The sequence below is a fragment of the Anabaena sp. CCY 0017 genome, from assembly GCF_963920885.1.
Classification (GTDB): domain Bacteria; phylum Cyanobacteriota; class Cyanobacteriia; order Cyanobacteriales; family Nostocaceae; genus Nodularia.
Genome location: NZ_CAWUDG010000008.1, coordinates 144905 through 165981 on the forward strand (window position 1 = coordinate 144905; position 21077 = coordinate 165981).

The window sequence follows — 21077 nt, forward strand, 5'->3', positions numbered from 1 at the left end:
CGATGCTAGCCTACATCAAGTGTGGATTTCTCGCTAATTAGTCATTAGTCATTGATCCAGGGTCATTAGGAAGTCATAATCTTCTCCCCCTTGCCCCCTGCACCCAGCCCCCCAGCCTCTTATCCCCTGCGCCCAGCCCCCAGCCTCTTCCCGCCGCGCCCTAATTTTTCCGTAGTGCTGATGTGGCGTTTTGAAGTTATTTATATAGATATGCTAAATAGGAATTTTGGGTTATGAAGGTCAACTTGCAGCCTACCTTGAATGATGGTAATTTAGACGCGCATCAACCGAGCAGTCAACGTCAGTTGGCAGTGTCGATTTCCGCGATCGCAGAAATAGAAGACCGCAATATTCCATTGAATTTATGCTTAATTCTCGATCATAGTGGTTCAATGCACGGGCGACCCTTAGAAACTGTGAAGCAAGCCGCTATTGGTCTGGTTGATAAACTTAAGCCTGGCGATCGCCTGAGTGTTATAGCTTTTGATCACCGTGCTAAAGTTTTAGTCCCTAATCAAACGATTACTAATCCAGAACAAATTAAAAAACAAATTAATAGCCTAGCTGCGGACGGTGGAACGGCTATTGATGAAGGTTTACGTTTGGGAATTGAAGAATTAGCCAAGGGCAAAAAAGAAACTGTTTCTCAAGCGTTTTTGTTAACTGATGGCGAAAATGAACACGGTGATAACCAACGCTGTTTGAAGTTTGCTCAACTGGCGACTGGCTATAATTTGACTTTGAACACGTTAGGATTTGGTGACAAATGGAATCAGGATGTTTTAGAAAAAATCGCTGATGCTGGCTTAGGTAGTCTGTCCCACATTCAAAAACCGGAACAAGCCGCAGACCATTTTAACCGCCTGTTCAGCCGAGTCCAAACAGTGGGATTAACCAATGCTTATTTACTAATTACCCTCCAGCCTCATGTCCGGCTAGCGGAACTCAAACCCATTGCCCAAGTTGCCCCAGACACCATTGAGTTACCCATACAGCAAGAAGCCGATGGACGCTTCGCTGTGCGCTTGGGAGATTTAATGAAAGATTCAGAGCGGGTGATATTGGCTAATATTTATCTGGGACAGTTGCCAGAAGGTAAACAGGCGATCGCTCAAGTTCAAGTCCGTTACGATGACCCTGCCCAAAATCATAAGGGTTTATGTACAGATAATATCCCAGTCTATGCCAATGTAACTGGGGTTTACCAACCACAGATAGATTCCCGTGTGCAGAAGTCTATTTTGGCCTTAGCCAAGTACCGCCAAACCCAATTAGCTGAGGCAAAATTGCAACAGGGCGATCGCGCGGGTGCAGCCACAATGTTACAAACTGCGGCGAAAACTGCTCTGCAAATGGGGGATCAAGGTGCGGCGACAGTGTTACAAACTTCGGCTACTCAACTCCAATCTGGTGGTGACTTATCTGAGAGCGATCGCAAGAAAACCAGAATTGTCTCAAAAACCGTGTTGCAAGATACTCCTCACCAATGAAAGTTCAATTGCTCTGTGCCTTAAATGATACTAATGTTGATGCGGCTCAATCGAGCAACCAACGTCAACTGTCTATTTCAATTTCTGCACTCGCTGGTGAACTTGATCAGCATTTGCCACTCAATTTATGCTTTATTCTCGATAAGAGTGGTTCCATGCATGGTCAACCCATCGCCACAGTAATTCAGGCCGTGGAGCAATTATTGGATCGGCTACAGCCAAGTGATAGCGAAACGCCCACCTCCGGCGACCGCATCTCGATTGTAGCCTTTGCTGGTAGTGCGGAAGTAATTATCCCTAACCAAAAAGTCCAAGATATCGCCGGGATTAAAGCCCAGATTCAAAAGAAACTCAAAGCTAGCGGCGGGACAGCAATTGCCGAAGGGTTACAACTGGGAATCACAGAACTGATGAAAGGGACTAGAGGCGCAGTTTCCCAAGCGTTTCTACTCACAGATGGTCATGGCGAAAGTAGTTTGCGGATTTGGAAATTTGAAATTGGTAAAGATGACAATAAGCGCTGTCTAGAATTTGCTCACAAAGCGGCTAAAATCAATTTGACTATTAACACCCTTGGTTTTGGTAATGATTGGAACCAGGATCTGTTGGAAAAAATTGCTGATGCCGGGGGTGGCACTCTAGCCTACATTGAACGTCCTGAACAAGCCCTGGATCAGTTTCGCCATTTATTGCGGCGCATTCAGTCTGTGAGGCTCACCAATGCCTACCTGTTGCTGTCTTTGGTTCCTGATGTCCGCCTAGCAGAATTTAAACCCATTGCCCAAGTTTCTCCAGACACTATTGAATTACCAGTGCAAACGGAAACTCATGGGGGTTTTGCTGTGCGCTTGGGTGATTTAATGCAAGATATGGAAAGGGTAGTTTTGGCTAATATTTATCTGGGACAATTACCAGAAGGCAAACAGGTAATCGGACATTTACAAATCCGCTACGATGATCCATCTGAGAATAAACAGGACTTAGTTTCGCCGATGGTAGCGATCTATGTAGATGTGGTCAAGCCTTATCGACCTGCTCCCAATCCCGCAGTCCAGCAGTCTATTTTGGCATTAGCTAAGTATAGACAAACACAGTTAGCCGAAACGAAATTACAACAAGGCGATCGCGCAGGTGCAGCCACAATGTTACAAACTGCTGCTAACACGGCCTTACAAATAGGAGATCAAGGTGCAGCCACAGTATTGCAAACTTCTGCGACGCGTCTGCAAGCTGGGGGAGAACTTTCGGAAGCAGACCTCAAAAAAACTAGGATGGCATCAAAGACAGTTTTGCAAGATTCTTAGCCAGATGTTGGACACCTGGCCATTGGTAGCAATTGCATAGAAATCTCAGCACTTTGCTATATAGGAATCATATTTTATTTATGGAAAAAATAAGTATTGTAGTGGCGTGACAAGCTTAAAATGTTGCATAAAATTGTAGGTTGGGGAGCCAGTGCGATCTTGGGGGTTTCCCCCATGAGCAACTGGCGTTTGACGTAATCAAACCCAATATCATTAACAGCGTTGGGTTGCGCTGCGCTTAACCCAACCTACGTCTAATGTACTATTTTAGGCTTGTCAGTTCACTACGTGTCTTTAAGCGCCAAGGGCAAGCTACGCCAACAAAAATCAAATAGTAGTCCGATATCAGGTGAACATTCTCGAAAAATAAAATTAATAAAATCCTCCGAAAATGTAGATATTCAACATTTTTGGATAGATCAAAAAGATATACTTCTAAATTAACATATCATTCTTCAGTCGTTCCTCAAGAAGGAAGAAATTGGTATTTTCTACATTCTGAATTATTTAAATTCTGCCAATAGATAGAATGTTTATAGTTACATATACCTGATGAAACCATGAGTTGGTTTATATATTTAAGAACCGCTATAAAATGACAAATAATTTGATAGCCCACCTAAAAAAATTCGTATTCTCCAACACTAACTCTCTGCGCCTCTGCGCCTCTGCGTGATAAAGATCCATATTCTACTGATTAAAGCAGTTATTTTTCAGGTAAGGTTGATGAAAAGTGATACACCATTCGAGTTAAACTCAGATAAAGAAATTGAACGCTTAATAGACGAAGTGATGTCCTCAACCCTAACTGACCTAACTGATGAACAGTACCGCAAAAAGATGCAGCGCCGCAAAGAGGTACAGGATCGGCGGATAGCGGAGGCTGTGCCAGAAAAAGGGTTAATTATAGTTAATACTGGTAACGGTAAAGGTAAAACTACTGCGGCCTTGGGAATGGTGTTGCGATCGCTTGGTCACGGCTATAAAGTAGCGATCATTCAATTCATCAAAGGTTCTTGGGAACCATCAGAAAAAAAAGTTTTCAGCCTTTGGGAAAACCAGATTGAATTTCACGCTATGGGCGAAGGCTTTACCTGGGAAACTCAAGATCGCGATCGCGACCTCGATAAAGCCAGCGCTGCTTGGGAAAAATCCTTAGAATATATCCGCAATCCAGATTTCCAGCTAGTCCTATTGGACGAAATTAATATCGCCCTAAAAATGGCCTATTTACAGGTAGACGAAGTTTTAGCAGGTTTGGCACAAAAACCACCTAATAAGCACGTAATTCTCACAGGTAGAGGCGCACCAGCTGCTTTAATCGAACAAGCCGATTTAGTCACCGAAATGACTCTGATCAAGCATCCTTTCCGGGATCAAGGCGTGAAAGCGCAACCAGGGATTGAGTTTTAATTAGCATCACTGGTAAACGGCTTTACAGCTTTGCAAAATGCGTTGGTCGTTAGTGCTGATAGAGTTGATCTGATGATAATCTTGCAGTCCCACAGAATAAGGATAGCTAATCATTTGGTCATCAGTGTAGCTAGGTATTTGAAATTGATTAGCTGTAGCTAGTTGATTGACACCAACATCTCCTGGAGAAGTTGTAACTGTCATGGCCAATTCTCCAGATGGGTTTATAGCCCCTTGAAAGCAACTAAAGTCAGATTGAGGCATATACAACGCACCCGTTATTCTACCTTGGCGATTCTCAAATAGAATATAGGACTGCCCTATCTGGTTAGCTTGTGGCGATTCCCCATAGAGATAAGTCCCATCTTTTTGCGGGAAATTTGCTCTTGGAGATCCGGGAATGCGGGTAACTAGCGCCGGAACTTCCGGTGTATTTCTGATATTTCTCAATAATTGGGATGAGGATACTAATTTACTCCGTCGTGTAACTTCATTGCTGTCAGTGTTTGAGGTTTCAACTGGCGACTGTTGAATATTGTTTTCACTTTGTTCTTCAACAGCAATTCCCCGAATCAGATTTCTTTGTTCTTTAACTTGTCTAAGGCGAGTTAAAACAGGCGTTTGATCACCTGATTCAGCAAAATCGCCATCTAGAGTAATGGAATTAGATGCTGTTTGTAGTTGGTTACTTAATACTGGTTTAGTTTGTTCACCCACAACACCTAGTGTGAGAAGTAAGCCCAAAATGGGGAGTCTTAACCGACGCGCAGTCAAGAATGTAGTAATGTTGGTAAACACCCGATTTCTCCTGTCAAAAAAATAACTTTTTACTCTGCAACTTACTTAAACCATAACCAAGTAATTATTGTTCAAGGCTCTGTCAAAGGTTTGATCTATATTTCTATTGTCTAGAATAATAACGTCTGAAAAATGAAGTTTTTATGTAATTTTGAACTTTAATTGTATAATATCATCAAAATCCTTCATAAGTCCCTCAGCAGATTCACCCGATTTCGGGAGAAAAGTCTTAAATAAATATTTTCGAGCATTGTATCATTTAAGATGTTTCAGTATATCTAGCCATAGTCAGATATGTAAGGACAGCGTTGATAGCTCAAAACAGTGAAGCAACCGGGTTTATACTCAGTACCTCGCTATAGAAAGCTACAACAGCAAATATTTATATTCCGAATGAATGCGAATATTTTTTTAATTACAGCAACCGCCAAGCAGGTTAGGACATTGTTGATTGCCCAAAGCCTTGATGTAAGGACGGGTTTATTAAAATTATTATTAGTAATTGAGCATATCTGAAAACCCGCCCCTACTCAGCACTTTCGCCACTCAGCCCTTTGCTATAAAATTTGTGTAAAAAATCGCCCCCTGACTTCAGGAGGCGCGTCACCGAAAGCGGTCTGCTTTTAGCTAGCAACGTACTCTTTAACATTGGCGCGACGACGGCGCAAATGAGCAAGAGCTTGGTGTTCTAGCTGGCGAACGCGCTCACGGCTAAGGTTTAAGCGTTCACCCACTTTGGCTAAAGACATTTCATTACCATCTTCTAAACCAAAGCGCAGGGCTAAAACTTGTCGTTGTTGCGGGGTGAGTTCGGCTAACAAATTATTCAGGTCTTGACGCAAGAATTCTTGGGTGGTGTAATACTCTGGAGATGGGCCTTCATCTTCAAGCATTTCTTGCAATTCAGTATCCTGGTTATCGCCGACTTTCACATCTAACGACACTGGTTGACGAGCCATGTTCAGGTACTCGCGAATCTGCATCGGCTCTAGTTCTAACTCTTGAGCAATTTCGCTAGGTGTAGGCGATCGCCCAAACTTTTGAGCCAATTCGCGTTGTACTTTTTTGATTTTGTTGAGTTTCTCGGTGATATGAATCGGTAAACGAATGGTGCGTCCTTGTTGAGCGATCGCGCGGGTAATTGCTTGGCGAATCCACCAGTAAGCATAGGTGGAAAACTTATAACCCCGTGTGGGATCAAACTTTTCTACGCCCCTTTCTAAACCTAGAGTTCCTTCTTGGATTAAATCCAAAAACTCCATGTTGCGCTTTTGGTATTTCTTCGCGATCGCCACAACCAAGCGCAGGTTGGCTTCAATCATTTTTTGCTTGGCTCGTTTACCTTGAGCTACAGTCTGTGTGACTTCTGTTTCCGGTTGGTTAACATGGGTAGCCCATTCTGCTAAACTAGGTTCATGATCTAGTTCCTTGGCTAAAGCCTGTTTAGCATCCAGAAGCGTCATCATTTGTTGTACCTGCTTGCCAAAGATAATCTCTTCATCTCTAGTCAGCAAGGGTACACGACCAATTTCCCGCAGATAGGTTCGTACCATATCAGCCGTGAACTTGGTATTGTGGTTTTCAGTTTTGGTGTTAACAATAGCCATTGGTGCGTTGTCCTCTACTCCGTAAACACGACGGATCTTTAATAACTAAATCTGGTCTAGAAAGGTAGTACACATATCACGGAACATAGGGCGCTACCAAAAGAACTCAATTCATACACCGCGTATGGAAGATGAAGATGCATCCCTGATATAGGTTCCTTGACCTTCCCTAAATTTTTGAATCTCTTAGAAGCACACTTAGTTATTTGTGAAAATTCTTTTTATCCTCAGTTGCGTTCTGCAACCGTAAAATATGAAGTCGATATGAGTTCTACTTACTCTATATTAAGACAAATCAAGCGGATAGTAAAGTATCTCAGACAAATCTTACAATTATAATGTAAAATTGCTTTGTTTAAAAAAAATTAAATTTTCCTAACCTCACTAGCTATATCTATAGTGACGCTAAAACCCTCTGCTCAGTTGCTTACAAGTAGCCGGATAACCGAACTGAGTCACCTGCGAAAATGGAGGGATGTTACGAATGTTTGAAATTGAGAATGCTCAAACCATCCCCAACTTAGCTTAGGGATCAACACCAAACTAGCTCACGCCCCTTAACCCCTTCAGAACTCATAACTCGGTGTCCGGGCGGGTTTACTAAGGATTTCGACGAACCACAAACTCACTGCTTAAACCCGCCCCTACCCACTCAGCACTCTCTCCACTCAACGCCCCGCTAACAGCACTCAGTAATCAGCACTCTCTACGGCACAATTAGCACTGGGCAAGGTGAAAGATTAATTACCCGGCTTGTCACACTATCACTTGCGCCCTCTTCAGTCAAACCTAACCCTCTACAGCCCATGATAATTAAATCTGCCCCAATGTCATCAGCAACATCACAGATAGTAAAGGCGGGTTTACCTTGTCTTTCCAGAATCTCGGCGGTAATTCCTTGCTGAGAAAACAAGGCTTGGGCATTTTCCAGCAACTTGGATACAACTTCTGACGACACCATTGGATCTGGACTTGGTGCATCTGCGGGCGCTTCTTCCACCACAGACAGCAGCACCAAGCGACTACCGTACTTCTGCACAACGTTGGTAACTACGTCAGCAGCTTCCCGTGCTTCTCGGCTTTGATCGATTGGAAATAGTACTGTTTTGAACATATCTCTCTCCTAGCACCCCTGACTCCGGTAAAATCTTGATGGTTCTACTTTCAAAACAATAACAAAAAGGCAATCAGGAGAGTCCATCTATGTCCAAAAAAACTTTAGCAAATTTGTCTGCGGCTGAAATCTCCGGTAAACGTGCCTTAGTCCGAGTTGACTTTAACGTGCCTCTGGATGACAAAGGAAACATCACAGACGATACTCGCATTCGCGCTGCACTGCCCACCATCAAAGATTTGATGCAAAAAGGAGCTAAAGTAATTTTAGCCAGCCATTTTGGTCGTCCCAAGGGTGTAGATGATAAGTTGCGTTTGACCCCAGTTGCTAAACGTCTCTCAGAATTGCTTGGTCAAGAAGTTGTGAAAACTGATGACTGTATCGGCGATGCAGTTACTGCCCAAGTCGGTGCTTTACAAAATGGACAAGTTCTGCTGTTAGAAAACGTCCGTTTTTACAAAGAAGAAGAGAAGAACGACCCAGAATTTGCCAAAAAACTAGCAGCCAATGCTGATTTTTATGTAAATGATGCTTTTGGGACTGCACACCGCGCCCATGCTTCTACTGAAGGTGTAACTCATTATTTGAGTCCTTCTGTGGGTGGATATTTGATCGAGAAGGAATTGCAGTATCTGCAAAGCGCGATTGAAAGTCCCCAGCGTCCTTTGGTAGCAATTATTGGCGGTTCCAAAGTTTCCAGCAAAATTGGTGTAATTGAAACTCTGCTAGAGAAGTGCGACAAGCTAATCATTGGTGGTGGGATGATTTTTACATTCTATAAAGCCCGTGGTTTGAGTGTTGGTAAGTCTTTGGTGGAAGAAGACAAACTAGAACTAGCCAAGACTTTGGAAGCTAAGGCAAAGGAACGTGGCGTGGCCTTACTGCTTCCTACGGATATCGTTTCAGCCGATAAGTTTGCCCCCGATGCTAATGCTACAACTGTCAGCATTGACAATATTCCTGCTGATGGCATGGGTTTAGATATTGGCCCCGATTCGATCAAAGTGTTCCAAGAAGCTTTGGCTGATTGCAAAACCGTGATTTGGAACGGCCCAATGGGTGTGTTTGAGTTCGATAAATTTGCCGCAGGTACAGAGGCGATCGCTCATACTCTGGCGGAAATTAGCAAAACTGGTACAACCACGATCATCGGAGGTGGTGACTCAGTAGCTGCTGTGGAAAAAGTTGGTTTAGCTGACCAAATGAGCCACATTTCCACCGGTGGTGGTGCAAGTTTAGAGTTGCTAGAAGGTAAGACATTACCTGGAATTGCCGCTTTAGACGAAGCATAATCAGTTAACAGTTAACAGTGATCAGTCTAAAAGTTTGATGGCTGATCACTGTTAGCTTTCGGACACACAACTGTCTTTTATCAGGCCACTTGAAGCGTTACTGGTTCAGGGATAGCCTCACCTTCTGCTTGCCAAGCTTCTAAATACATTTCAATAACTTCTTCACCGTTGTGAATTGCTTCTTCACGCGTTTTTCCGTGAGTACAAGGCATCACAACTAAATCAGAAAATTCTGGGATTGTCACCAGGAAAAGCTGATCTTCATTAGACCATTGAAGAATCATGCTATATCGACTCATAAATCCTCTTCCCTGCTAACTTACTGTTCCAGAATATAGGCAAACATTAAAGGAGCCACTATACTGGCATCAGACTCCACAACAAAACGCGGTGTGTTTTTATCTAACTTACCCCAAGTGATTTTCTCATTCGGTACTGCCCCAGAATAAGAACCATAGCTGGTAGTGGAATCTGAAATCTGACAAAAATAAGACCAGAATGGAATATCAGTCATTTCCAAATCTTGATAAAGCATCGGGACAACGCAAATGGGAAAATCGCCCGCAATTCCCCCACCAACTTGGAAAAATCCCACTCCTTTACCTTGAGAATTTTGCGGATACCAATCCGCCAACCACATCATATATTCAATTCCCGACTTCATGGTGCTGGGTTGAAGTTCCTTTTTCATGCAGTAGGAAGTAAAAATGTTGCCCATTGTGGAATCTTCCCAACCAGGACAAACAATTGGCAATCCTTTTTCGGCAGCAGCCAACATCCAGCTATTTTTGGGGTCTATTTGATAATATTGTTCCATATCACCAGACAGAAGCATCTTATACATGAATTCATGAGGAAAATATCTTTCCCCTTTGTCATTTGCTTCTTGCCATTGTTGGAAAATGTGCTTCTGTATTCTCCGAAAAGCCTCTTCTTCTGGAATGCAAGTATCAGTTACTCGATTAAATCCCTGTTCCAGAAGTTGCCATTCATCTTCGGGGCCTAAGTCTCTATAGTTAGGGACACGCTTATAGTGATTATGGGCGACTAAGTTCATAATATCTTCTTCCAGATTCGCCCCTGTACAGGAAATAATCTGCACCTTATCCTGGCGAATCATTTCTGCTAAAGATATCCCCAATTCGGCTGTACTCATGGCTCCAGCCAGAGTAATCATCATCTTACCGTTATCCTCAAGATGGGCTTTGTATGCTTTAGCTGCATCAACCAGGGCGGCGGCGTTAAAATGTAAAAAATTCTTTTCGATAAATTCAGAAATAGTCCGGCTCATCAGATGTCACCCTTTGCTTTCAATGATTAAAGAATATCCAGCTATCGCGTAAAAGTATAGCGTGAAGTCCTATGCGATCGCCTATCAAATTCTGGAAGCCATTATCGCTATTTATACTCAACTTCATCTGATGATATCACGCGAGTCCAACGAAAATTTTTTAAATCCAAAGTGTAGTTATTAGCATTAGCTAAATACTGTTGCTCTTGATTCACTATCGCAAAAATATCACCCCCAATAATAGAGATTTTATTGGGTTCTTCATAGCAGGCTGTGTGTTTATGAATCCATCCTGGATTTTCCCCAGAAGTCTGAACTCTTTCGATTGTGAAAGTCTCAGAATGGAGTCTATAAACTGGTGTATGGTCGCAAATTCTCTTGTCTAGATAACCTAAACTGCCAATAATATATATGTATTCTCCTACCAATGTTGCTGAATGAAAATCAGTGGGCGGGAAAACATCTTCTGAATAACCATAAATTTGTAAGTCCCCATCACCTTGAGCAACAATTACATCATTATAAATACAAAAATCTGGGTCATAAAAATCTTCATGTTCCCCAGCAATTACTACTATTTTGCCATCGGGTAACTGTGTAACTGTCTTCCCAAATCTATCAAAGCACCATACTGGTTGAGATTGATGATCATTTGTATCATTGAAAGTGTATTGAGCTTTATAACCCGAAAAGCCAGTACTCACCATTGCTTTCCAGAAATCCACTTCCATCAGTTCTGGATTCTTTGTCCCAAATCGCCGATGTTTTCCGGCTAAATACTGTGATTTTGATATATGCAGAATGTCATTTTTACTGACACCCATGAGTAATCGCAGCATATCATCGTTAACATCATTAATATCTTCACCTACAGCCAGTAACATTCTGGCAATTTCGATATTGTTTGTTTGTTTAATAACTTTCTCATCACAGCTATTTTTTCTATCTGTTTTAGCACCAGCTTCTAGAAGAATTTTTACACACTCAGGATGATCACATTCGACTGCTACCATTAAAGGAGTCGTACAAAATTGATCGGTAGCTTCAATATCAAATCCCTGCTCAATTAACCATTTGAGAATTTCTACCCGATTGTTTTCTATGGCATACATTAATGGAGTTCTGCCACAATTTGTCTGTTCGTAATCATTCGATGCAGATGATAATAGTAATTTTGCTTTTGCTAAATCTCCTACCTGAAGACTGAATAACCAAGGAGTTCTACCGTAACCATCAATTGCAGATAAATTAGCACCTTGGGCGATTAATCTTTGGACATCTGCTAAACTGCCAAAAACTATGGCGTAGATTAATTCTGTCCATTCTAATTGTTGTGGATCTGCACCTGCGTCTAATAATATTTTGACTGCATCAAATCTGCCTCTACGTGAAGCCCATCTGAGTGCAGATTCACCATAATCGCTGACACCGGTTACTTTTGCGCCTCTGGTAATTAATAAATCAATAATTGCCAGTAAGTTTTCATCTTTGGTAATATCTCGCCCATACATCGCGTTGATTAAGACATCATAACCGCTAGGTGTTTGGTAATTAATATCAGCGCCAGCATCTAAGATAAATTGAATTTTTTCCAGATTGCCTGATTGTACAGCTAATGCTAAGACTGTATTGTGATAGGTGTCCACAGCATTGACATCAGCACCATTTTCCACCAGTAGGCGCACCATATCAATGTTCGCATGAGGGCTAGAAACGGCAAACATTAATGGTGTTCGGGATTCATAGTTATCTGAAGAATCAATATCAACACCATCAGCAATTTCCTGTTGGACTTTAGCGATGTTTCCTTGTTCAGCGTAAATGTGAATTGGCATCTCAATAACTCCTTAACTCCTCTTCTGTGCGTCTCTGAACCTCTGCAATTCACTTCAGTTGGACTCAGTTTCAGGAGGTGTGGGTGTCGGTTCTGGTGTCGGTTCTGGGGTAGGTGTGGGTGTAGGTGTGGGTTCTGGTGTCGGTTCCGGGGTAGGTGTGGGGGTAGGTGTGGGGGTAGGTGTCGGTTCCGGGGTAGCAGTTTCCGCCGTAATTGTCAGTTGATAACTGAGTGGTTCTGATGCGGTGGAAGCAATCACAAACTCATAAAATCCCGATTCTGGTAATTTAGTGGATAGATCCCGTTCTGTAGAATCTTCTAAAATTTTGAATTTACCAGAGGGAGAGTATACTGATAGCAAAACTTGAGAACTGGCTTGTAGCTTCACTGTCATCAATTGATTTTGAGCCAGGTTAGCAATAAAAATTTTACCACCAGCTGGGTGAACAGCCGGTTGCAGATTACCCTTCATGGTTCTGCTGGTAGCACCTGCATCAAAGGTAATTCTTTCCAAAGCTGTGCGAGAAATCAAAGCATTGAGTTTATCGCTAACAAACCCGTGCCAAATTTGCCCAATGGGTTGATTAATAAAATCTTTGCCACGCTGTTCTGGAAATTTATTGAGGAAAGCAGCATCTCCTAAATCGTATAAAGCAGTACTACTAACATTGAGTTTGTTGGCTTCAACTCGCCAACGTTCGCGTTCTGCTGCTGTGTAAGTTCCTAATTGCTGACGCGCCCCATTACTTAATGGAGCCAGTTTTTCTAGTACTTCGGCGGCTGTTTCATCCCATTCTGCGCGTAAACTTTCATCTTTCGGGTCTTCGCTGAGAGTACTTCCCCTTAAACTGGGGTTATTGTCCCAAAATATTTGATTTACCACATTGATGTAGAAGCGAGAATCAATCCCCAATTGTTGACGGCGATTTTCTAATCTTTGCTTGCGCTGTCGTTCTGCTGCGGAAAATTTATTTGAGGAATCAGTGGGTTGGTCAACTGTGGGGGTGGGTGTGGGTTGAACTTCTCCAGGATCGCGATCGCTTCTACTAACTCCCAACCAAATCCCTCCCACGGCACTAGCCACTACTAATCCTGCGACCAGGGCTTTTGCGGGTGTCCACCAGGGTGTGGGTTGGGGAGAATATGAAGGGGATGGGGTGGATGAGGGATATGAGGGTGATGAGGGAGGTGGTGCAGCTGGAGAAACGGCAACTGTGGCAGATGTTGGTGGTGGAGTGCTGGGGTATTGTGTTGGGGGATAGCTGACTGGTGGGGGATAGCTGACTGGTGGCGAGTTGAGGGCTTCTAATACCTGACGCGCTGATTGATAGCGATCGCCTGGTCGGGGAGATAGCATTTTATCTAATGTCTGTCCCAAAACCTGACTGAGGTTGACTTCCCGTCGCCATTGCCAAGTCAGATTATAATTATCAATCAGTTCTTGGGGTTGTTTACCTGTCAATAAAACTAGGATTGTCACAGCCAAAGCATACAAGTCAGAGTGAGTTGACACTAATCCTGTTTGCATCTGTTCTGGAGGTGCGAATCCTACTTTCCCTAGTAGGGTCGGTGATGGACGAGAAGCATATTGTTCGGGTTGGTAATATTCCGAAGCGACGGTTGCTGCTACCTGTTTCACACCACCAAAATCAATTAATACTGGTAATTGGTCAATGGTGCGAAGAATTAAATTATCTGGTGAGATATCCCGATGAATTACCCCTATTGAGTGGATATATTCCAAAACTGGCAGAATTTGCTGCAATAATTGCCGAATTTCCGACTCTGTAAACCGCAACCCTTGCTGTCTACGTGTCTCTAATAAAGAACTGTAAGTTTGCCCTTCGACATAATCCTGCACCAAAAATAGGTATTGTTTACCTTCTAAGTTAATTCGCAGCAGTTCCCGAAAGCGGGGAATTTGGGGATGTTGCAGCTGATAGAGAACACTGGCTTCCCGTTCAAATAATTCTTCGGCTTTCTGCACCACGTAGTCCGTTTGAACTTGAGGGGAAAATTCCTTTAAAACACAAAGTTCACGGAAACGGTTAATGTCTTCAGCTAAATAAGTGCGTCCAAAACCACCTTGACCAATTTGACGGACGATTACATAGCGATCGCTTAAAGTTAGACCCGGTTGAATACTATTATTTATATACATAAGTTATTAGTCATTGGTCATGAGGAAAATTATCTTTTTACTTTACTGACTTGATCAGATGCGATCGCATACCACAGTTGACCGAAAGTTCGCTGATTCAGTTTCCCACGCTGCTGTCCTGGAAACAACTGATCAAATTTTTCATTTGTATCTTTGTTGAGTTGGTCTATTGTATAGTTCCTCCATTGTCCGCTTCTGGCTTGTTGTCTCCAAATTCTCTCATTTTCTGAACTATAACGTCCCAGTTGCCGACGAGCTGCTGCACTAAGATTAGCCTGTTCTATTTGAGTTAATAAGTTACCAGCTATACCAGCCCATTCATCTCTTAATTTGGCATCTGCTTGCCCAGCAGTGAGGCTGCGTCCATTTAAATCTGGGTTTTGAGCATAAAATAAATCATCGACAAACTGAATAAAAAATACTTCTGGTATTTCTAACTGTTGGCGACGGCTGAAAATTTGGGTAATGTCATTAGCACTTCTGTCACGGTCTGGACTGCCTAAAGGATTGGGTAAACTAGGAAGTGAAGGTAAAGAAATTGTCGGTATGCTGACCGAAGCGACGCTACGAATTATTGAATTTACCACTGCCCAAGTTCCTGCACCAGTTAAAACAACTAAAGCTGTTCCCCCAAGACTGACAGCAAAAGGGCGCATCCAAACTGGCATGGTAATAGTTTGATTCACTCCTGACGTTTGATTGTGGAATTTACTGATGAGATTATTCACACGTTTTCGTCCAGGAGCCACCACCATTGTCCTCAGCTTAGTGACATAAGTATTCTTTGGTTTTTGGGCAATTTTAGTGACGGAACTATTAATAGGTTGGTGGGAGGTAAAAGGTAAATGTGGGACTATTTGCGATGCTTTTTCATAGCGATCGCTCGGCTTATAAGCAAGCATCTTTTTTAACACAGATTCTAACTGCCTACTGACTTTAATTTCCTTTCCCCAGTCCCAAATTCCCTCATAGCTGTCGTAGAGTTTTTGTGGTTCCTTACCTGTAAGCAAAACTAAAGCCGTCACAGCCAAAGAATATAAATCACTATTAAAAAATACTTTACCCTGCCTTAGCTGTTCCTCTGGCGCGTAGCCCATTTTACCTAACAGTGTGTTATTTCCACCCAACTGAGTCAACCAAAAACCTTGCGCAGCTGGTAATTGCTTCACACCCCCAAAATCAATCAGCATGGGCAAATTATCAGAACGCCGCCAAATCAAATTATCAGGAGAAATATCACGGTGAACTACATCCCGTGAGTGAATGTAAGACAAAACAGGTAAAATTTGTTTCAATAAATTTACTACTTCTTCTTCACTAAAAACTTCTCCTTGACTTTGGCGCTGCTCTAATAATTGGTCATAATTAATACCATCTATATAATCTTGCACTAAAAAGAAAAAATCTTTACTCCCTATCTGCACTTGTAGCGAAGCGTGAAAACGGGGAATTTGGGGATGTTGGAGACTTTTCAAAACACTGGCTTCGCGCTCAAATAATTCTTGAGCTTTCTTTAAATCCTGCTGTGCTTGCACTTGAGGCGCAAATTCCTTCAGCACACAAGCTTGATTCGATTTATGACTGTCTTCCGCCAAATAAGTGCGACCAAAGCCACCTTGACCTAATTGACGGATAATGCGATAACGACGATCTACAACCTGCCCAAAAACCAGAGGTAATGGCTCACCACAGTGGATACAAAAACGGTTCCCACCGTTGTTTCCGTGTTGTTTACTGCAATATACCTGCATGATGCTGAAGGCTCAACTAAGGTTTTATTAATTTACTACAAGTCTTGCAGTTACAGTTACGGCTATTGTCCAGACATTGGTTTTTGTTCTACATCAAAATATCTTCTCAACTCTCTGCGCCTCCGCGCCTCTGCGTGAACCTTCACCCCACCCAAGCCAGACACAAATGGCGAAAATCATCACCCCGCGCCTCAAAATTAGGATACTGGTCAAAACTTGCACAAGCCGGAGACAACAACACCACAGAAGCGTGATATTCCTTAGCTAATGCTGCTGATCGAGGAACAGCCTTCGCCATCGTTTCCACAATTTCGTAATTAGTATAACCCACCGCTTGCAGACGTTGAGCAAAAGCAGGAGCAGCAGTACCAATTAATAACACCGCCGCAGCTTTAGCTTGAATTTTGCTTAACCAGCCAGTATCATCACCCGGTTTAGCTTCACCACCAGCAATCAAAATTGCGGGACTGTTCACAGAGACTAACCCGACTTCAGCCGCATCATAATTAGTCGCTTTACTATCGTTAATAAAATCAATCCCGTCCCAAGTGCAAATATGTTCTAAACGATGGGGAACACCAGAAAATTTGCGAATTGCAGTATCAATAGCATCGGGTGCAATTTCTGCTAACCGCGCCGCAGCAACAGCCATTAAGAGATTTTGCAGGTTATGTTCTCCGACCATTCGCAAAGCTGAGGCTGAAATTACTCTTTCTGGTTGAGAGGTTGGTGTTAACTTTTCTACCACCCAACCATCTTCGATATAAAAGCCTTGTTCACTAACTAAAAAATCTTTCCCTTTAACACTTGTCCAATAAGCATCCGGCCAATGACTGATACCCATTTTATTTAAATAGGGGTCATCACCATTAAATACTTGCAACTGGGACTGACGTAATAACTTCGCTTTGATATTGTAGTAATTTTCTAAAGTCTTATGACGGGCGAGATGGTCTGGTGTAAAAGTCGTCCAAATGCCGATGCGGGGGGCGAGAGTAACTGAAGATTCTATTTGATAACTGCTAATTTCTGCTATTACCCAATCTGGAAGTTTTTCAGATAACGCAGCTTCACAGGCAGCATAACCGATATTACCACAGGCGGGAGCATTTAATCCGGCGGCTTGAAATATTGCGGCAATTAAAGCGGTAGTCGTGGTTTTACCATTCGTGCCAGTAATACCAACCCAAGGGGAAGCTTGTAAGTATCGCCAAGCCAGTTCCATTTCGCCGATAGTTTCAATACCTAATTCTCGCGCCTTGACTAACACGGGAATATCCCAAGGTACGCCAGGACTGACGACTATTAAATCAGATAAATCAGTGCCATTTAAATCAAGAGAATGCCCCAATTTTACAGTGATTTGTTCAGTAGCGAGTTCTTGTTGTTGTTTTAGGAGGCTAGAGGAGGTGTTACTATCACTTAGCACAACCTCCCAACCTTCCCGTTTCAACAATCTCGCCGTAGCAACACCGGACTTTCCCAATCCAATTACTGAAGCTCTAGGCATAGACTGTAGCAGAATTCCCTGGTTAAGCACTCATTATATTAACGCTTATTGGCAACATTTACACCAATTTTTTGTGTCGTTAGGCTACAAATTTATAAGACCCCACCCCTAACCCCTCCCCGCAAGCGAGGAGGGGAATTGGATTTACAGTTACATTTGTTTTTAGGACTGGAAAATCTCTTTGGTTCAAGATGTGTGTACACCGTAGCCTACAAGGAGAGAGGCTTTGAATTTTTCCCCTTCCCTTGAACTACCGTGTACACACAAGTCTTATCAAGTTGCCTCATCACGTTTTGATCCCCCCTAGCCCCCCTTGAGAAGGGGGGAAAATTTCTTAAAGTCCCCCTTTTTAAGGGGGATTTAGGGGGATCAGATTATTTGTGTGTACACCGTAGCCTTCCCTACGTGGGAAGGGGGCTAGGGGGTTAGGTTTGAGGCTACAGATTTTTGACAATTGCACCAAAGTCAGCTAACACACGGGCATGATTCCGCAATAATCCTAGTAAGTGTAGCCGATTGCGTTTAATATCTGGATTGGGGTCCATGACTAAAACGCTGTCTTCACCATCAAAGAAACTAGCCACGGTGGGCGCGATTTTTTCTAGTGCTGCTATCAACAATTGATAATTGCGGGTTTCTTTAGCGGCTTGAGTTTGTGGAACTAATTCTACTATGGCGTTGTAAAATGCTTGCTCAGAAGACTTTTGAAATAGTTCGGGCTGAATTAAACTTGTGGGTTCTAGCTGCTGGAAATCTAAATCACCTTGGGCGGCTAGTCTGGTGGAACGGTTGACAGTTTCGTAGATTTTATCTAGAGTACCATCTTTGCGGATTTGTTGCAGATATAAGGCGCGATCGCGCACATCTAGCAAATCCTGTAACGCCCGTTCTGTATACTCCGGGTCATTCTCTCCCAAAACGGCGTTTACTAGGTCATAGTCGATTTGCTTTTCATCTTGTAGTAAGGTGCGAATCCGTTGTAAGAAAAACTCTTGCAAAGCTGCAATTAATTTATCTTGTTCCTTATGGTATTTCGCAGCAAAATCTGTGGCTATTTGCGTTAATAACTTATCTAAATTAATCTGCAAATTCGCAAACCAAGTAATATTAACTACCGCATTTGCTGCCCGCCGCAACGCAAAAGGATCTGAGGAACCTGTGGGAATTAAACCCAAGCCAAAGATACTGACTAAAGTATCTAATCTATCAGCTAAACCGACAATTTGACCTGTGAGAGTTTCCGGTAAAATATCACCTGCGCCTGTGGGTAAATAATGTTGAACAATGGCGCTGGCTACTTCCGCATCTTCCCCACTAGCTAAAGCATATTTTTCGCCCATAATGCCTTGCAACTCTGGGAATTCATACACCATTTGAGAAACCAAATCAGCTTTACATAATAAAGCCGTTCGTTCGGTTTTTTCGCGTTTGTTTGGCTCTAATTTTAATTGTCGGCTAATGTAATCGGCAATGGTGACTATTCTATCTACTTTATCACGAACTGAACCCAATTCTTCTTGAAAAGTGACTGTTTCTAACTGCGGTAAATAGCTGACTAAAGGTTTAGCTAAATCAGCTTTGTAGAAAAATTTTCCATCAGCTAATCTGGCACGAATTACCCTTTCATTTCCCACAGCTATAATATCTGCTTTCGTGGGGTCGCCGTTAGAAACTGTGATAAAATTAGGCAATAATTCTTTAGTTTCAGCCGCTTTAAATACCGGGAAATAACGCTGGTGAGTAACCATTACTTCTGTAATTACCTCAGTAGGTAACTCTAAAAATTCCGGTTCAAATTTACCGACGACGGCAGAAGGATATTCTACTAAATTGGTGACTTCCTTTAACAAATCGGGGTAAAATACTGTAGAACCGCCGGCTTTCTTAGCTGCGGCTTCTACTTCCCTTTGAATAATATTTGCCCGTGCTTCTGGGTCAACGATGACAGAAGCATCCTGTAAAGTTTTGACGTAATCTGTAGCTTCAGAAATAGTCACAGTTGCGGGATGTAAGACACGATGACCGTAGGTAATGCGATCGCTTGTAATTGTCTTTGATCCATTCACCAATTCAATCGGCAAAATTATATCATCTAACAAAGCCACCAGCCAGCGAATAGGGCGAGAAAACTTCATCTCCCCATTACCCCAGCGCATTAACCGCTTTCCTTCCAAACCCGAAATCCACTCAGGAATTAGTTCTGTGAGAATTTCCGCCAACGGACGACCGGGAATGCTTTTTTTCACAAAGACAAAATCCCCCTTCTCCGTGGGGCGAATTTCCAAAGCGGCGATATCCACACCTTGCTTTTTAGCAAACCCTGTAGCGGCTGGTGTGGGCTGACCATCCTTAAAAGCAGCTTGGGCGGGAGGTCCCTTAATTTCCTCTTCTCGGTCTGGTTGCTGGGACGGTAGACCTGTGATGAGAATTGCCAACCGCCGGGGAGTACCGTAAACTTCCACAGCAGCGCTGCTGAGACTATTGGCTGCTAAACTTTGAGGAATGCGCGATCGCCATTGTAATATGGCATCACTGAGAAAACCTGCGGGTAGTTCTTCTGTACCAACTTCTAATAAAAATGCAGTCATAGGACAATGTTTTAACTTGGCGTTCCCACAGTTTACTAACATTTGGCACGAGGCGGGAGACATCCTCACCCAAATTTAGCCACCATCGCCAGCTATTTTACACGTTTTTAACTGGTAGCATTCTGTATCAACTCAGCCTGAAAGCTAAAAAACAGCTAAGTGTCAAAATAATGAGTTTTACTTATATACAATTATTTAGTATATATAACTGCTATAGTAAGAGCCTACGATTTAATAAAATATCTATTATTGCTGAATAGAAAACTTGAAGATTCTTGATTTAGAAACAAATTTCTTTGTAAAAGAATCTTTTTTGAGAAAGAGTTTCCTAGCGTTGTAGCTACTTTATTTATCACCACACTGGAGAGTCATTATGTCTAAAGAAAGAAAGAGCAATAAAGAAGTTAAAAAACCCAAAAAAGATGCTGATAAAAAAAAGGACAAGAAAAATACCAATATATCTAACAATCCTGGCTGATTAGCTCTTTACCGAGAGACTCAGATACCGGATTTGTTGAAATATACATTTACAGACGGAAGCGCTGTATTTTGACGTATTCATAGACCTTGCCACCATCCACATCTGGATCAACAAAATATTATTAGTTGGATAGATTCAAAAGACTAACCAAAACTCTTACTAACCAACTACCCCATCTGATTACCTGACTTTCCACATCCCGTGAAAAGTCATTTACAAGGTAAGTGACAATATCACCATTACTCCTGGTGTAATCTGGCTGAAATCTCTAGACCATAATAACAACAGTAATGTTGTGATTGGTGCGTTGCGAACTACATTTAAGTAAGTCGGTGTGAAAGTTTCAATGTATGTCACTGCGAATGGAACGGAGTGGAATGAAGCAATCACAAGGGTTTTGAAGTTTTTACATTTTGTTACATAGTTAGGTTTATTTGTGCCGA

Annotated in this window: 14 protein-coding genes and 1 pseudogene; 5 read left to right on the forward strand and 10 right to left on the reverse strand. The window is 42.5% G+C overall.

Translation table 11 applies throughout. The features are described 5' to 3' along the window. Window positions 1-233 precede the first annotated feature (233 nt). From ACM0OW_RS12640 to cobO, 3 genes are all read left to right on the forward strand, one after another. Entirely contained in the window at window positions 234-1490 is a 1257-nt protein-coding gene (locus ACM0OW_RS12640) for a vWA domain-containing protein (RefSeq protein ID WP_414550448.1), read from the forward strand. Continuing rightward, a complete protein-coding gene (locus ACM0OW_RS12645; protein WP_414550449.1) occupies window positions 1487-2794 on the forward strand; it encodes a vWA domain-containing protein in 1308 nt (435 codons plus the stop codon). The genes ACM0OW_RS12640 and ACM0OW_RS12645 overlap by 4 nt, the downstream gene beginning before the upstream one ends. Window positions 2795-3520: 726 nt before the next feature. Then, window positions 3521-4207: a cob(I)yrinic acid a,c-diamide adenosyltransferase gene (cobO, locus tag ACM0OW_RS12650; RefSeq protein ID WP_414550450.1), complete on the forward strand. Its 687-nt coding sequence runs from the start codon at window positions 3521-3523 to the stop codon at window positions 4205-4207. Window positions 4208-4213: 6 nt separating this feature from the next. On the opposite strand, the gene ACM0OW_RS12655 is transcribed toward cobO, so the two are convergent. From ACM0OW_RS12655 to ACM0OW_RS12665, 3 genes are all read right to left on the reverse strand, one after another. Then, on the reverse strand, window positions 4214-5005 hold the full coding sequence (locus ACM0OW_RS12655) for a hypothetical protein (protein WP_414550451.1): 792 nt from the start codon (window positions 5003-5005) through the stop codon (window positions 4214-4216). Window positions 5006-5628: 623 nt separating this feature from the next. Next, on the reverse strand, window positions 5629-6612 hold the full coding sequence (locus ACM0OW_RS12660; protein WP_414550452.1) for an RNA polymerase sigma factor, RpoD/SigA family: 984 nt from the start codon (window positions 6610-6612) through the stop codon (window positions 5629-5631). 706 nt (window positions 6613-7318) lie between these two features. After that, a complete protein-coding gene (locus ACM0OW_RS12665; RefSeq protein ID WP_414550454.1) occupies window positions 7319-7726 on the reverse strand; it encodes a universal stress protein in 408 nt (135 codons plus the stop codon). 89 nt (window positions 7727-7815) lie between these two features. Between ACM0OW_RS12665 and ACM0OW_RS12670 the strand changes: the two genes are divergently transcribed. Continuing rightward, a complete protein-coding gene (locus ACM0OW_RS12670; RefSeq protein WP_414550456.1) occupies window positions 7816-9018 on the forward strand; it encodes a phosphoglycerate kinase in 1203 nt (400 codons plus the stop codon). Between the two features lie 80 nt (window positions 9019-9098). On the opposite strand, the gene ACM0OW_RS12675 is transcribed toward ACM0OW_RS12670, so the two are convergent. From ACM0OW_RS12675 to glyS, 7 genes are all read right to left on the reverse strand, one after another. Next, on the reverse strand, window positions 9099-9317 hold the full coding sequence (locus ACM0OW_RS12675; RefSeq protein ID WP_414550458.1) for a type II toxin-antitoxin system HicB family antitoxin: 219 nt from the start codon (window positions 9315-9317) through the stop codon (window positions 9099-9101). 20 nt (window positions 9318-9337) lie between these two features. Beyond that, window positions 9338-10309, reverse strand: coding sequence for a deoxyhypusine synthase family protein (locus tag ACM0OW_RS12680; protein WP_414550460.1), 972 nt, complete (start codon window positions 10307-10309; stop codon window positions 9338-9340). 107 nt (window positions 10310-10416) lie between these two features. Then, window positions 10417-12144, reverse strand: coding sequence for an ankyrin repeat domain-containing protein (locus ACM0OW_RS12685; protein ID WP_414550462.1), 1728 nt, complete (start codon window positions 12142-12144; stop codon window positions 10417-10419). A gap of 54 nt (window positions 12145-12198) precedes the next feature. Continuing rightward, the gene (locus ACM0OW_RS12690) at window positions 12199-14304 is read right to left on the reverse strand and encodes a protein kinase domain-containing protein (RefSeq protein ID WP_414550463.1); all 2106 of its coding nucleotides are present in this window, start codon (window positions 14302-14304) and stop codon (window positions 12199-12201) included. Window positions 14305-14333: 29 nt separating this feature from the next. Further along, window positions 14334-16055 carry a protein kinase domain-containing protein gene (locus ACM0OW_RS12695; protein WP_414550464.1) on the reverse strand — a complete coding sequence of 574 codons (1722 nt, stop codon included), beginning with the start codon at window positions 16053-16055 and terminating at the stop codon, window positions 14334-14336. A gap of 142 nt (window positions 16056-16197) precedes the next feature. After that, complete coding sequence (gene murD, locus ACM0OW_RS12700; RefSeq protein WP_414550465.1) at window positions 16198-17565, reverse strand: UDP-N-acetylmuramoyl-L-alanine--D-glutamate ligase; 1368 nt, start codon at window positions 17563-17565, stop codon at window positions 16198-16200. A 437-nt stretch (window positions 17566-18002) separates the two neighbouring features. Beyond that, window positions 18003-20153: a glycine--tRNA ligase subunit beta gene (glyS, locus tag ACM0OW_RS12705; protein ID WP_414550466.1), complete on the reverse strand. Its 2151-nt coding sequence runs from the start codon at window positions 20151-20153 to the stop codon at window positions 18003-18005. A gap of 695 nt (window positions 20154-20848) precedes the next feature. Here glyS and ACM0OW_RS12710 point away from each other — a divergent pair. Further along, a pseudogene (locus ACM0OW_RS12710) lies at window positions 20849-20962 on the forward strand (carbohydrate porin); the annotation flags it as partial. Window positions 20963-21077 lie beyond the last annotated feature (115 nt).